A 14,175-nucleotide genomic window follows, 5' to 3' on the forward strand; every position below is an offset into this window, starting at 1 on the left:
TATTTAGCAGCGTGTCTATTAAGGAAAAATAATGACTATAAAAAAATCAGCGCTGGCGGTAACGATTGGCGCGGCAGTGGCATTAACGACCTTCGCTTCTCAGGCGGAAATCACCGTTCTTAAACAGGATCCGCAGGCGGGTAACCCGCTGAGCCGTCTGAACTTTACCGTTGGCGGCAGCATTCGTCCTCAGTTCCAGAACATGACCGGCGACGACGGTAAAAACAGCTACAAACGTAACGGCTTTGACGGCGGTACCCGTTTCCGTTTCGCGGCTGATTACTACCTGTTTGATGATATTAGCTGGATAAGCTACTACGAACTGGGTGTGAACATCCCTGCCCAGTTTAACTGGGATCATCACTATGCAGACGGCGCACACGATACCACTCGCCGTATGCTCTACACCGGCCTGAAGAGCGATACCTGGGGTACGCTGACCTTCGGTCAACAGAACAGCGTTTACTATGATGTGGTGGGCGCGAAAACCGATATCTGGGACTACGACATGATTGCTCAGGCACCAGGTAACGGGATCAATGGCGACTACGACGGTTCTTACCGTTCACGCCAGATGTTGAAATACAAGAAAACCGTGGGTGATGCCGACATCTATGCATCTTACCTGTTTGAAGACAGCGAATACCTGCCGGGTAACGGCCTGCGCTATAAGCGTAAAGGCGGCGGTTCACTGGGCCTGGATTACCACCTGACCACCGACCTGACCTGGGGCGCAGCGTGGAACTACACCCGTGCGGACATGCGTAACCCGGACAACGGCGACAGCAAAACCTACGACCAGAACATCCTCGGTACCGCGCTGAGCTGGACGCCGGACAACTGGACCTTCTCCGCAGGCGGCGGCTGGTACCAGAACTTCCTGACCACCAAAAAAGTGTCTGTTAACGACTACTTTGCGGGCGACGCGTGGGGTATTGAATACTTCGCAGGGTATAAATTCCCGATCGGCCAGTATGCGGTGAAATCCATCCAGCCTTACTTCATGGGTGACCGCATTGAGTATGTGAATGGCCGTAACTACCAGCGCATCGACAATGGCGTGGGTATCAGCTTCCAGCTGGATTACGGTTTCCGCGTGGATTACGAACACGTGTTCACCTCCAGCACCGACAACCTGGGCGACATGAACCTGGTGCGTCTGCGTTACGACTTCTAAGTCGTCTGTTCCCCGGTGGCGCTGCGCTTACCGGGGCTACAAAAGCACGCGTAGGCCGGGTAAGGCGTAGCCGCCACCCGGCTTTTTTCAGCGATTCAACCAGCCCGCAACCTCTGCGAACGTGCCGCGATAAATAATCTTCTCCGCTTTCTTCTCAAGCTGATAGCCGTACATCGGGTCGTAATAGTCGTTAAGCAGGGGCGCAAGCCAGCTAAAGTGAACCTCGGTGCAGCCTGTCCGTTGCTGTTCAAGCAACGCGGAATCGAGTAGGGCTGTCAGTTCCGCAAAACGCTGTAGCCCCAGGCGGCGGCGAATGGCGAACAGCCCGTGGTGCAGATACGCGCTGTACTCTTTCCAGCCGGCCTCTTCACCATAAGCGGCAGAAAAATCCGCCCACATGTGGTCGAAGTACTCTTCACGCAGACGCTCAAGACGAATATCAAACGGATCCTCGACAACCGCGATGGGCGCTTCATTCATGCGGTCGCGCAGGCACTCCGGCAGGTGGTTGGAGCCAATCATTCGACCTTCATCTTCCAGCACCCAGCGTGCGGCATCTTTTTTTAACAGCTCGACGGCAAGATGATTTTCAAAGCTGGCCTGGGACAGTTGCGGAGTAAGCGTGCGGCCAAAGGACGAACCGCGGTGGTGCGCCAGCCCTTCCAGATCGATACCCTGCGCATGCTGCTTCACCAGCAGGGTTTTCCCGTTTCCGGTACAGCCGCCGATAAGCACCATCGGCTTTTGCGATTGCTCAATCGTCACCTGAATCGCCGTCTGGCGCAGGGCTTTATAGCCGCCGCGGATCAGCGGGTAATCGACACCGGCCTCTTTCAGCCAGGCCTGGGAGATATGTGAGCGCTGGCCCCCGCGCGCGCAGCAGAGATAACCTTCAGGGTGAGCAAGGCTGGCTTCACGCCAGGCGTTAATGCGCGCCTCACGCGTCTCGCCGTTGACCAGACTGTGGCCGAGCGCCAGTGCGGCCTCGGGGCCCTGACGTTTATAGCAGGTGCCCACGGCGGCGCGTTCGTCGTCGTTCATCAGCGGCAGGTTAAGGGCGGCGGGCATCGCGCCCTGGGCAAATTCTATCGGCGCGCGAACGTCGATTAAAGGGGTATCAGACGCGAGGATCGCGCGATAGTCCGTTCCATCGTTCATGGGTATTCCAGAAATAAAACCAGCAATGGCGGGGATTTTACGCGCGAGAGGAGAGGCCGGGGAAGGGGAAGATCAACTCCCCGGCACTTATCGCTTATTTAAGCTTTGACTGAGCCCAGACAATGCCGCTCGCATATTCCGGCGGCAGGAGAGGGATCATGGCTTCCAGGGTGGCGCTCAGGCGGCCCGTGTCGCTATCGTTCAGGTTCAGGTGACCCACTTTACGACCCTGGCGGACCTCTTTGTCATACCAGTGCAGATGCACCAGCGGCAGCTTGAGCCAGTCGTAGTTCAGATCGGTCCCGATCAGGTTGATCATTACCGACGGGCTGTTCACGACCGGCTGCGGCAGTGGCAAATCGGTGATGGCACGCAGGTGGAGCTCGAACTGGCTGATGGAGGCACCGTTTTGCGTCCAGTGGCCGCTGTTATGCACGCGCGGCGCCAGCTCGTTGATCAGCAGGCCGGATGGGGTAACAAAACACTCCATCGCCATCACGCCCACGTAACCCAGCTCGTGCATTATGGCTGAGAGCATGTCTTCCGCTTGCGCCTGCTGGTCGGCGTTTGCCTGAGGGAAGGCGACGCTCGTGCGCAGAATGCCGTCCTGATGCAGGTTATGCGTCAGCGGATAAAAGACGGTGTGTCCGTCATGCCCGCGTGCGCCAACCAGGGACACTTCGCCGCTAAAGTTGATGCCCTGCTCAACGATACACTCGCCGTAGCAGTCGTCCGGCAGCTCCGCGGTTTCGTGCGCACGCAGACGCCACTGGCCGCGGCCGTCGTAGCCGCCGACGCGGCGCTTCACGATCGCCAGCTCGCCCAGCATCGCGAACACGTCATTCCACTCGCCTTTATCGGACAACAGCTGCCACGGCGCGGTCGCCAGACCGAGCTTGTCGAACAGCTGCTTTTGCGTCAGACGGTCGGCAATGATCGGAAACACGTCGCGGTTAACGAAGGCGTTATGGCGGGCCAGCTCGCGGGTCAGCGCGGTTTCCGGCCAGCGTTCGATCTCGGCGGTGATCACGCTCTGGTGGAACGGAACCGCTTCCGGTTCGGCATCCAGCCCGACAGGCCAGACGGCAATACCCAGCGGTTCACCGGCCTGGCGCAGCATGCGGCCTAACTGGCCGTTACCGAGGACGCAAACCTGCTTCATGCCGCACCCCGCGGGTCTGGATTATCCAGCACCTCATCGGTCTGGGCTTTACGCCACTCCGCCAGACGCTGGTGTAATGCTTTATCGTGCGTCGCAAGAATTTGCGCCGCCAGCAGGGCTGCATTAGCCGCACCCGCTTTACCAATCGCCAGCGTGCCGACAGGGATACCGCGCGGCATCTGGACGATGGAGTAGAGGCTATCCACACCGCTTAACGCGGCGCTTTGGACCGGGACACCGAGAACCGGTACTAGGGTTTTAGCGGCAATCATGCCGGGCAGATGTGCTGCGCCGCCCGCACCGGCAATGATCACCTCATAGCCATTCTCTTCGGCGCTTTCGGCGAAGCTGAACAGTTTGTCCGGTGTACGGTGCGCGGAGACCACTTCGACGTGGTGCGGAACATTCAGGATTTCAAAGATTTCGGCGGCGAACTGCATGGTAGCCCAGTCGCTTTTGGACCCCATCACGATGGCGACACGCGCCGGATTATTGCGGGAAGACATGCGTCTTAAAACTCCTGTGGTGCGAAACACACTGCTTTCGAGGGCACAGAGAATAGCATGTTATACGGGCAAGGAAAACGGTTGCGCGGTTAAATCTTGAGCCGTTGTAGGCCGTAAGGCATAACAAAACAGACCGCATCTGGCGGTCTGTTTTCGTCGATGGGCAATCATTATTTAGTCAGTTCTGCCGTCATGTGTACGCGGTTGTTGAACTGGGCGCTCGTGATTTTGTAAGACGCGCCTTGTTCAGCAGCCTGCGCGGCAATTTTCGCTTCTGCACGGTCAAGGGTTGAGGCGGTTGCGCTCACGCTTTGAGCGAAAGAACCGAAAGATACCAGGGAAAGAGCGGCAACTGCAACGAAAGTTTTGATGGATTTCATGGTCGTATTCCTAAAGTATTTTATCTGTGATAGGGCGTGTTGCCCTGATGTGATAAATAATAGGCCGACCACGGGCTGATTAAAATCGAAACAATTTGCCAATATTGTTCAAAAAAATAGAATGATAGTGTGAGGGTTAAAACGGAAACGCAATCAGCTCAACACCCTCAGGTGTCACTTTGACCATGGAACCTTCGCTGTGCCAGGCACCCATTACGACGCGATGGGCCGGTTCGCCGTTGGCAAGAAGGGAATGAACGTCAGGGCGGTGGGTATGACCGTGGATTAACCACTGAACCCCATGTTTTTCCATTACGCTCACTACGGCCTGCGGATTGACGTCCATGATGGTCATGGATTTACTGCTGTTAGCGGCTTTACTGCCCGCACGCATTCTGGCTGCGATGCGTTTACGGATAAAGAGCGGCAGGGCAAGAAACAGCGTCTGGATCCAGGGGGTGTGAACTTTGGCGCGAAACGCCTGATAGCCGGTATCGTCCGTGCAGAGCGTATCGCCGTGCATAATCAGCAGCCTGCGGCCATAGAGGTCGAGCACCTGTTCTTCCGGCAGCAGCGTCATGCCGCTTTCGCGGGCGTAGCGCTTGCCGAGCAGAAAATCACGGTTGCCGTGAATGAAATAGCAGGGGACACCGGAATCAACCAGCGCCTTAATGGCGGAGGCGATTTCACGATGCAGCGGGTCAGGATCATCGTCGCCAATCCAGGCTTCAAACAGGTCGCCCAGGATGTACAGCGCATCGGCGCTTTTCGCTTCACCGCGTAAAAAACGCAGAAAACCGGCGGTGATCGCCGGTTCTTCTGTTTGCAGATGCAGATCCGCAATAAAGAGTGTCGCCACGAATTACTCGCTGACGGTCACGCTTGTAATCACAACGTCTTCTTTAGGAACGTCCTGGTGCATGCCGCTGCGGCCAGTAGAGACGGCTTTGATCTTATCGACCACGTCCATACCTTCAACAACTTCTGCGAACACGCAGTAGCCCCAACCCTGCAGGCTTTCGCCGGAGAAGTTCAGGAAGTCGTTATCAGCCACGTTGATGAAGAACTGCGCGGTCGCAGAGTGAGGCGCCTGGGTACGGGCCATTGCCAGCGTGCCACGGGTGTTTTTCAGGCCGTTGTTGGCTTCGTTTTTGATCGCTTCTTTCGTCGCTTTCTGCTTCATACCCGGTTCAAAACCGCCACCCTGGATCATAAAGCCGTTGATCACGCGGTGGAAAATGGTGTTGTCGTAGAAACCTTCGCGGCAGTAGTCCAGGAAGTTTTTAACTGTTTCAGGCGCTTTGTCATCAAAGGTTTTGATTACGATATCGCCATGATTAGTGTGGAAAGTAACCATTTTTGCATCCTGTTCCGTTATTGTGGTACGTCGACCCGCGTTCGGGTCACATATAGGGGCTTGTTATAGCATAACCACAGGACGCGATCACCTTGCATTGTGTGCTGATCCTATTCCGAATTATAGGTATTATAGGGAACAAACAACCCACACACGTGTTTACATGGAATCTTCGATGTTAAAAATCTTTAATACAATGACGCGCCAAAAAGAGGAATTTAAACCTATTCATGCCGGGGAAGTCGGCATGTACGTGTGTGGTATTACCGTTTACGATCTCTGTCACATCGGCCATGGGCGCACCTTCGTTGCCTTCGACGTGGTGTCACGTTACCTGCGTTTTTTAGGCTACAACCTGAAGTACGTCCGCAATATCACCGACATCGACGACAAAATCATCAAACGCGCGAATGAAAACGGCGAGAGTTTTGTTGCGCTGGTGGATCGCATGATTGTCGAGATGCACAAAGATTTCGACGCTTTAAACATTCAGCGTCCGGACAGCGAGCCGCGTGCAACTCACCATATTCACGAAATCATTGAGATCACCGAGAAGCTGATCGCACGCGGTCACGCCTATGTGGCGGATAACGGCGACGTGATGTTCTCCGTGCCAACGGACCCGACCTACGGTGCGCTTTCCCGTCAGGATCTGGATCAGCTGCAGGCTGGGGCCCGCGTGGACGTGGTCGACGTGAAGCGTAATCCGATGGACTTCGTGCTGTGGAAGATGTCCAAAAAGGGTGAGCCAAGCTGGCCATCTCCGTGGGGTGAAGGGCGTCCGGGCTGGCACATTGAATGTTCCGCGATGAACTGCAAACAGCTGGGCAAACACTTCGACATTCACGGCGGCGGTTCGGATCTGATGTTCCCGCACCACGAAAACGAAATTGCGCAGTCCACCTGTGCCCACGGCGGCGAGTACGTGAACTACTGGATGCACTCCGGAATGGTGATGGTTGACCGCGAGAAGATGTCAAAATCGCTGGGCAACTTCTTTACCGTGCGCGACGTGCTCAAGTATTACGATGCGGAAACCGTGCGTTACTTCCTGATGTCCGGCCACTATCGCAGCCAGCTGAACTACAGCGAAGAGAACCTGAAGCAGGCGCGTTCGGCGCTGGAACGTCTGTATACCGCGCTGCGCGGTACCGACAAGTCTGTTCCTGCCGCAGGCGGCGACGCCTTCGAAGCCCGCTTTGTTGAGGTGATGAACGACGACTTCAATACTCCGGAAGCCTACTCCGTGCTGTTCGATATGGCGCGCGAAGTGAACCGTCTGAAGTCAGAAGATATGGCGGCGGCGAATGCGCTGGCCTCTCATCTGCGTAAGCTCTCTTCCGTGCTCGGCCTGCTGGAGCAGGAGCCAGACGCCTTCCTGCAGAGCGGTGCGCAGGCGGACGACGGCGAAGTGGCGGAAATTGAAGCCTTGATCAAGGCACGTCTGGAAGCGCGTCAGGCGAAAGACTGGGCGGCGGCAGATGCGGCACGTAACCGTCTGACAGAGATGGGGATTATTCTGGAAGACGGCCCGCAGGGCACCACCTGGCGTCGTAAGTAATTTTCCCCTCACCCTAACCCTCTCCCACAGGGAGAGGGAATTGTTAGGTTTTCTCCCTCTCCCTGTGGGAGAGGGCCGGGGTGAGGGCATCAGCGCGCACGTTTTCTCCACCACAGCAACCCCATCAGCACCACTCCCGGCAGCCAGACCCACAGCAACTCTGAAATGATCACCTGATGTCCGTACGGCGTGGTATAGCGCGACAGGGCAAACGGCGCGACTTTTATCACCTGCCACGGGGCAAAGAAGCGTTCATCTGACCACGGCCACAGCCAGCCGACCCCTTTTCCGCCGGTCGTCACGGAATCCAGCAGGCTGTGAGACAGCAGTGACACGGTCAAAAAAAGCCAGCAGCGCGTCAGAGGGGTTTTGAACCATCGTCGGCCAATCAGCACGCAAAGTATCGGCACCACAAAGGCAAACAGCAGGGAATGGGTAAAGCCACGATGGCCGAAAACATTGCCGTAAGCAACGCCGAACTTAAACGCCAGCACGTCGGCGTCCGGCAGCATGGCGAGGACAATTCCGGCAAATAACAGGCGGGGAGGGATGACTTTACTTCCCAGGCCTAAGCCCAGGCAAAGGGGAACAGCTGCGTGAGTGATAACGGTAGGCATTGCATTTATCCATGGCAAATCATGGAAATATAGCAGGGTAATGGCGGAAAATACGCTGTGCTATATTCTGATTTTACGCCGACTCGCGTGCGATAAGCTGCCCGGAGAGGGTGATGCGTTGCGTTTGCAGATCTGGCTCTTTCAGCTTACGGATAATCAGCCCTGCCGCCTGACGCCCGGTTTCATCGCTCGCTGAGGAGACATAGGTCAACGACGGTGAGGTAAGGTTAACGTGAAGCATATCTTCAAAACCGACCAGCGCGACCTGCTGCGTCAGGAACACATCTTTACCCACCGTACGCCCCACCTGGTGAATGCCTGAGATGGAGCCGAGCATGGCATCCGGGGAGTGGCAGAGCAGGGCGGTGATGGTGTTGTTCTTCTCAAGCAACTGGCGCGTTGCCATCGCCGCCGCCTGGGTATCATCGGGGCAGGGGGGAGAATATTCGTCACGCCAGACCAGCCCGCTTTGCGTCATGGCACTGCGAAAACCGAGCAGGCGTTGCTCGCGGAGAAGACAGCCGTCGCGCCCGCCAATGTAGGCAATATTGCGATGTCCGCGCTCGATAAGATAGCGCGCGGCCAGGTTCGCGGCCTGGCGGTTATCGCGCATGACCAGGTTACATTTTTCATCCAGCAACGACTGGGAAACGACCACCAACGGCAGCGGGCAGTGGCGAATGTGTTCCGGCAGCGTTGCGGTGCGGGTGTCGGACGCCAGATAGATGACACCCGCCACGCCCTGCTGCTTAAACGAGAGCAGGGTGCGTTCAAGATGTTCACGGTCATTCAGTGGCTGACCGAGAAACACCATATAGCCTTGCTTCTCCAGTTCCTGAACAATGCTCGCCATCACCTTGATGGAAAAGCTGTCGCTGAAGTCCCGCAGGATCAGGCCAATTAAATTAGAGGTGTTGGCGCGAAGGTTGGCAGCGGCGACGTTATGAACATAGCCCAGCGTCGTGATGGCGGCGTTGACCTTCCCGATCGTTGCCTCTGAGATTTTCCCTTTCTGGCGCAGCACCAGTGAGACGGTCGAGACCGAGACGCCCGCGTGCTTTGCGACATCAATAATGCTGACTTTCTTCAAAACCGCTCCCTGAAATTAACCGATTATCAGCCAGATAAAGTAATGCGTCCCCCAGCGTACAGGAGACGCATCACGCCGGCATCTTATTATTTGCCAATCATGGTGGACATGGTCTGGGCGATAAACTGTGCTCTGGCACCGAAAATCACCTGAATACCGTTGTCGCCAACGAAGACCACGCCGCGGGCGCCGAGTCCGTTCAGCCCGTCTTTATCCACTGCCTCGCTTTTCGCCACTTCCAGCCGCAGGCGGGTAATGCAGGAGCCAACGGAATCAATATTCTGCGCGCCGCCCAGCAGGCTGATAATCTCTGTGGCAAGTTCGGAATCGGACTTGTCATTTGCATTGGCAGTGACATCGGTACGACCCGGAGTTTTGACGTCGAAGCGACGGATCACGAAGCGGAACGTAAAGTAGTAAATCAGCCCCATTGGAATGCCGATGATAATGGCATTCAGGAAGTTGGTCTTGTAACCGTTAAAGGACGGCAGGATCCCGAACGACAGGTAGTCGATAAAGCCCGCCGAGAACGATTTGGCGATATGCGCATGCAACAGGTACATGGTCATGTAGGCCAGGCCCGCCATGATGGCATTAAAGACGTAGAGAATCGGTGCCACGAAGATAAAGGTAAACTCTACCGGTTCGGTGATCCCCGTCAGGAAGCAGGTGAGCGCTGCCGAGAACAGAATACCGGCCGCAATCTTTTTGTTTTTCGTGTGGGCTTCGTGATACATCGCCAGGCACGCCGCAGGCAGCGCGAACAGCATCAGCGGGAATTCACCCTGCATGAATTTACCGGCGTTCTGGTAGGTGTCGCTGCTGAAGGATTTCACCCCTTCTTCCAGCATCTTGAACCAGATGGTCTGGTCGCCATGAATCACCTGGCCTGCCTGAGTTGTGTAATCCCCAAACGAATACCAGAACGACGGATACCAGATATGGTGCAGACCGAGGGGGATTAGCGCACGCTCCACCAGGCCGAAGATAAAGGTCGAGGCCGCCTGATTATCGCCGTTAACTACCACGGAGAGGGCGTCGATACCGGCCTGGATATGCTGCCAGACGTACGGCAGCAGCAGACCCATCAGGAATGACAGAAACGCGGTGGCAATCGCCACGAAGCGCTTACCGGAGAAGAAGCCAAGGAACTCCGGCAGCTGCATGGTGTGGAAGCGGTTAAAACACCAGGCCGCAAGGATACCGCAGATCAGACCGCCGAAGACGCCCATCTGCAGCGTTGGTATGCCGACCACCATGGCGTATTTCCCGCCCTGCGAGGCCATTTCCGGCGTGATGCTCAGCACGGTGCTGATGGTGATGTTGGTGACAAACACCGAGACCGCCGCAGAGAGCGCCGCAATACCGGACTCTGACGCCAGGCCCACGGCGGAGCCAATGGCGAACAGCATCGGCAGGTTGTCAAAAATCACCCCGCCCGCGTTCATCATCAGCGGCAGATGGAACTTGTCGCCGAAGGCCAGCAGCAGGCCCGCAGCGGGAAGCAGTGAAATTGGCAGCATTAAGGCGCGACCAATCATCGATAACTTAGACAGCGATTTAACAAACCCTGATATCAGACCCATGCTGATTTCCCCCGAGTAGCGCTTTTTTTGGCGCTGTTATTGTAAGTAGAACGTTTTAGTAGAACGTTCTACTTATCGTGGAGAAAGCATGAAAAACGCGCAACTGAATTCTCACCTTTCAACAGATGAAATAGTGATTATTTGAAGTTGATCGATAATTAACCGTGATGATTGTGGGGGGATGGTGAGAGAAATTGCCGGGTGCGGCTTCGCCTTACCCGGCCTACTAAATGGAGACAGTACGAAGGCCCGGTAAGCGCAGCGCCATCGGGCATCAGACGGCTCAGGCCGTAACCGTCACGTTCTGTCCTTCAAAACTCACGGTCTGGCCCGCGACAATTTTGCAGCGCTTACGGGTTTCCACCGCGCCGTCGACTTTTACCAGTCCATCGGCAATGGCGATTTTGGCCTGCGCGCCGCTTTCGCTCCAGCCTTCCAGCTTCAGCAGATCGCACAGCTCTACGTGCGGGTGTTTACCTAATGAAAATGTCGCCATCTTACGCGTCCTCTACGTCGTGATACTCTTCGCATGCCTGCAACGTATTCTGAATCAGTGTTGCTACGGTCATTGGGCCTACGCCGCCCGGTACTGGCGTGATGTAAGAGGCGCGTGCCGCCGCATCTTCATATACCACGTCGCCGACCACTTTGCCGTTTTCCAGACGGTTAATACCGACGTCCACGACAATTGCGCCTTCTTTGATCCACTCTCCAGGAATAAAGCCCGGCTTGCCAACCGCCACGATCAGCAGATCGGCGTTCTCGACGTGGTGTCGCAGGTTTTTGGTGAAGCGGTGGGTCACGGTGGTCGTGCAGCCAGCCAGCAGCAGCTCCATGCTCATCGGGCGGCCCACGATGTTGGACGCACCGATGACAACGGCGTTAAGACCGTAAGTGTCGATGTTATAGCGCTCCAGCAGCGTCACGATACCTCGCGGGGTACATGGGCGCAGACGCGGCGCGCGCTGGCACAGACGACCCACGTTGTACGGATGGAAACCGTCAACGTCTTTATCCGGAGCGATACGCTCCAGCACCTTCACGTTGTCGATGCCTGCTGGCAGCGGCAATTGAACCAGAATACCGTCGATCTCTTTATCGGCGTTCAGGGTGTCAATCAGTTCCAGCAGTTCCGCTTCGCTGGTGGTTTCAGGCAAATCGTAAGAGCGGGAGACGAACCCCACCTCTTCACACGCTTTGCGCTTGCTACCGACATAAATCTGCGATGCCGGGTTGCTACCAACCAGCACAACGGCGAGCCCGGGAGCGCGTTTTCCGGCAACTTTACGCGCCTTCACTTTTTCCGCGACCTCAGAGCGCACCTGCTGCGCAATCGTTTTACCGTCAATTATCTTTGCTGCCATCAGAGAGATGATTCCGTCTGTAACGTTTGAAAGGGGGGATTGCCTGTATTTTGTCAGAAGCGAGCGCCGCTGTCAGTCACCCTTTACGCGTTTTTATCAGCGAGACGCAAAAACCCTTCTTAGTGGGTGGTCAATTTCTTAGGCAGTATTAGGATGTGACCTGGCGAAATGGCAGCGTTTTGACATATTTAAAAACCTATTCCTGCGCTACTTTGTCTCCTCCGAAATAAGCTTTCAATTAATCAATTGAACGTATTTCTTATTCCCGATTTTCGCGGGAAGGGTTATTTACATTTTAAAGGAATAGACATGAAACTCAGCAACATTGCTTCTACTGTTATTGCTACACTGGCCCTGGTCGCGGGTGCCGCTCATGCTGAAGACCCAGCCACGCCGGTAACCGTAAATGGCGGTACCGTGCATTTTAAAGGTGAACTGGTTAATGCTGCTTGTTCAGTAAATACTGATTCTTCCGAGCAGACCGTTAATCTCGGTCAGTATCGTACCGCGAAATTCACCAAAGTGGGCGACACCACCTCTAATATTCCATTCAACATTGAGCTGAATGACTGCGATCCGCTGGTCGCTAAAACCGCTGCGGTTGCCTTCACCGGTCAGATCGACCCAACCGACAAAACCCTGCTGGCCGTGACGTCCGGTAACAACGACAACACCGCAAAAGGCGTGGGTATCGAGATCCTCGACAGCAAATCCAGCGTGCTGACCCCAGACGGTGCGACCTTCTCTGCCGCTCAGACGCTGATTGAAGGGACTAACACCCTGAAATTCACCGCGCGTTATAAATCAACGGCTGCGACCACTGAGCCTGGCCAGGCGAACGCTGACGCCACCTTCGTAATGAAATACGAATAATTCCCTCGCACAAGGATGTTCAGGCCTCAGGGATGAGGCCGTCATACGCAAATGCCAGGAATGAAGGATGACAAGGACTGGAACACTACTGCTGTTAACCCTTGCGATGGCTGGCCCGGCATCGGCACATACCGTGGTGATCGACGGTGGCAAAGTGCATCTTCGCGGGGAGCTGGTAAACGGCGGCTGCGCCGTGGCGCCCGACAGCCAGAATATGCGCATCGACATGGGGCAGTACCGAACCAATTCATTTTCCGGTGTGGGCAGTTTCTCAACGGTTAACGTGCCCTTCACCGTGCGACTGCTGGATTGCAGCGTGGATGTCTCGCGCACCGTAGGGATCCAGTTTCAGGGTGTTACACCAGAGGAAGATCCGCAGGTTTTTCTGGCGACATCGCGGCCAGGCGAAACACCTGTCAGCAGCGGCGTGGGGTTGGCGCTTTTTGATGAACAGCAGCGTCAGATTATCCCAAATGCAACGGCCGTCAGTTGGTTGCCGGTGAATACCAGCGAGCTCGCATTTCATTTTAGCGCCCGCTATCGCGCTATTTCCGAACACCTCGTGCCAGGCAATATTCAGTCGGATGTCTGGTTTACGTTGATTTATCCATAACACCTGCGAACACATTATTAAAGGTACGGTTTTGATGAATATGCTAATTAAACCAGGACTGATGTTATCGTTTATTTTAATGATGGTTTCTACTTGCGCGAATGCTTCCGGCGGTATTGCGCTGGGGGCCACACGCGTTATTTACCCGGCGGATGCGAAGCAAACGTCGCTGGCGATCACCAACAGCAATAAACAAGAACGCTATTTAATTAACGCGTGGATCGAAAATGCAAACGGGCAGAAGGAGAAAACTTTTGCCGTCACGCCGCCGCTGTTTGTTAGCGAGCCGGACAGTGAAAACACGCTGCGTATTATTTACGCCGGGCCAGCGCTGCCCGCCGATCGCGAGTCGCTCTTTTACATGAACGTGAAGGCGATCCCGTCAGTGAACAAAGCAAAAACAGAAAACAATAACGTGCTGCAGCTGGCGATCCTTTCACGTATCAAACTGTTTGTACGCCCGAATAATCTGGCGATGCAGCCAGAAGAGGCACTCTCTCAACTGCGTTTTGAGCGCGTTGGTAACCATCTCAAGGTCAGCAATGCGTCTCCTTACTACATCACCCTGGTCAACCTGAAGCTGGGCGGTCAGACGCTGGAGAACCTGATGGTGGCACCGAAAAACTCGGCTCAGCAGGTGCTGCCAGCCGGTGCCAGCGGTACGCTCTCATGGCAGAGCGTGAACGACTACGGTGCCATTACACCGGCGCGTAGCGTCAACCTGTGAGCAG

16 protein-coding genes are annotated in these 14,175 nt (G+C 55.5%); 5 read left to right on the forward strand and 11 right to left on the reverse strand.

Annotated elements, in window-relative coordinates; translation table 11 throughout:
• Window positions 1-31 precede the first annotated feature (31 nt).
• A complete protein-coding gene (locus tag ABFI50_RS14430; protein ID WP_014882831.1) occupies window positions 32-1,177 on the forward strand; it encodes a porin in 1,146 nt (381 codons plus the stop codon).
• An 87-nt stretch (window positions 1,178-1,264) separates the two neighbouring features.
• Here the strand turns inward: ABFI50_RS14430 and mnmH are convergent, their stop codons facing one another.
• From mnmH to ppiB, 6 genes are all read right to left on the reverse strand, one after another.
• Window positions 1,265-2,335, reverse strand: a complete 1,071-nt coding sequence (gene mnmH / locus ABFI50_RS14435) for a tRNA 2-selenouridine(34) synthase MnmH (protein ID WP_023338130.1) — start codon at window positions 2,333-2,335, stop codon at window positions 1,265-1,267.
• Between the two features lie 94 nt (window positions 2,336-2,429).
• Entirely contained in the window at window positions 2,430-3,497 is a 1,068-nt protein-coding gene (purK, locus tag ABFI50_RS14440) for a 5-(carboxyamino)imidazole ribonucleotide synthase (RefSeq protein WP_014882833.1), read from the reverse strand.
• Window positions 3,494-4,003, reverse strand: a complete 510-nt coding sequence (gene purE / locus ABFI50_RS14445) for a 5-(carboxyamino)imidazole ribonucleotide mutase (protein WP_014882834.1) — start codon at window positions 4,001-4,003, stop codon at window positions 3,494-3,496. Before purE ends, purK begins: the two co-directional genes overlap by 4 nt.
• A gap of 170 nt (window positions 4,004-4,173) precedes the next feature.
• Window positions 4,174-4,383, reverse strand: coding sequence for a YdgH/BhsA/McbA-like domain containing protein (locus ABFI50_RS14450; RefSeq protein ID WP_023336837.1), 210 nt, complete (start codon window positions 4,381-4,383; stop codon window positions 4,174-4,176).
• A gap of 136 nt (window positions 4,384-4,519) precedes the next feature.
• Complete coding sequence (gene lpxH, locus ABFI50_RS14455) at window positions 4,520-5,242, reverse strand: UDP-2,3-diacylglucosamine diphosphatase (RefSeq protein ID WP_347484356.1); 723 nt, start codon at window positions 5,240-5,242, stop codon at window positions 4,520-4,522.
• Window positions 5,243-5,245: 3 nt separating this feature from the next.
• Window positions 5,246-5,740 (reverse strand): peptidylprolyl isomerase B, encoded by a 495-nt coding sequence (ppiB, locus tag ABFI50_RS14460; RefSeq protein WP_014882836.1) that lies wholly within the window; start codon window positions 5,738-5,740, stop codon window positions 5,246-5,248.
• A gap of 175 nt (window positions 5,741-5,915) precedes the next feature.
• On the opposite strand from ppiB, the gene cysS reads away from it, so the two are divergent.
• Complete coding sequence (gene cysS / locus ABFI50_RS14465; protein ID WP_087530083.1) at window positions 5,916-7,301, forward strand: cysteine--tRNA ligase; 1,386 nt, start codon at window positions 5,916-5,918, stop codon at window positions 7,299-7,301.
• A gap of 89 nt (window positions 7,302-7,390) precedes the next feature.
• Here the strand turns inward: cysS and ABFI50_RS14470 are convergent, their stop codons facing one another.
• The 5 genes from ABFI50_RS14470 to folD form a co-directional block, all read right to left on the reverse strand.
• A complete protein-coding gene (locus ABFI50_RS14470; RefSeq protein ID WP_045134738.1) occupies window positions 7,391-7,918 on the reverse strand; it encodes a metal-dependent hydrolase in 528 nt (175 codons plus the stop codon).
• Between the two features lie 73 nt (window positions 7,919-7,991).
• Entirely contained in the window at window positions 7,992-9,008 is a 1,017-nt protein-coding gene (malI, locus tag ABFI50_RS14475) for a Mal regulon transcriptional regulator MalI (protein ID WP_063614028.1), read from the reverse strand.
• An 86-nt stretch (window positions 9,009-9,094) separates the two neighbouring features.
• Window positions 9,095-10,594: a PTS transporter subunit EIIC gene (locus tag ABFI50_RS14480; RefSeq protein WP_023332270.1), complete on the reverse strand. Its 1,500-nt coding sequence runs from the start codon at window positions 10,592-10,594 to the stop codon at window positions 9,095-9,097.
• Window positions 10,595-10,877: 283 nt separating this feature from the next.
• A complete protein-coding gene (gene ybcJ, locus ABFI50_RS14485) occupies window positions 10,878-11,090 on the reverse strand; it encodes a ribosome-associated protein YbcJ (RefSeq protein ID WP_035891785.1) in 213 nt (70 codons plus the stop codon).
• 1 nt (window position 11,091) lies between these two features.
• Entirely contained in the window at window positions 11,092-11,958 is an 867-nt protein-coding gene (gene folD, locus ABFI50_RS14490; protein WP_014882841.1) for a bifunctional methylenetetrahydrofolate dehydrogenase/methenyltetrahydrofolate cyclohydrolase FolD, read from the reverse strand.
• A gap of 309 nt (window positions 11,959-12,267) precedes the next feature.
• Between folD and fimA the strand changes: the two genes are divergently transcribed.
• The 3 genes from fimA (at window position 12,268) to fimC (ending at window position 14,171) form a co-directional block, all read left to right on the forward strand.
• A complete protein-coding gene (gene fimA, locus ABFI50_RS14495; protein ID WP_014882842.1) occupies window positions 12,268-12,831 on the forward strand; it encodes a type 1 fimbrial major subunit FimA in 564 nt (187 codons plus the stop codon).
• 67 nt (window positions 12,832-12,898) lie between these two features.
• A complete protein-coding gene (gene fimI / locus ABFI50_RS14500; protein WP_014882843.1) occupies window positions 12,899-13,444 on the forward strand; it encodes a type 1 fimbrial protein subunit FimI in 546 nt (181 codons plus the stop codon).
• A 34-nt stretch (window positions 13,445-13,478) separates the two neighbouring features.
• Window positions 13,479-14,171, forward strand: coding sequence for a type 1 fimbria chaperone FimC (gene fimC, locus ABFI50_RS14505; RefSeq protein ID WP_014882844.1), 693 nt, complete (start codon window positions 13,479-13,481; stop codon window positions 14,169-14,171).
• The last annotated feature ends 4 nt before the right edge of the window (window positions 14,172-14,175 follow it).

Source organism: Enterobacter sp. HNDS-6 (assembly GCF_039850505.1).
Lineage (GTDB): Bacteria > Pseudomonadota > Gammaproteobacteria > Enterobacterales > Enterobacteriaceae > Enterobacter > Enterobacter kobei.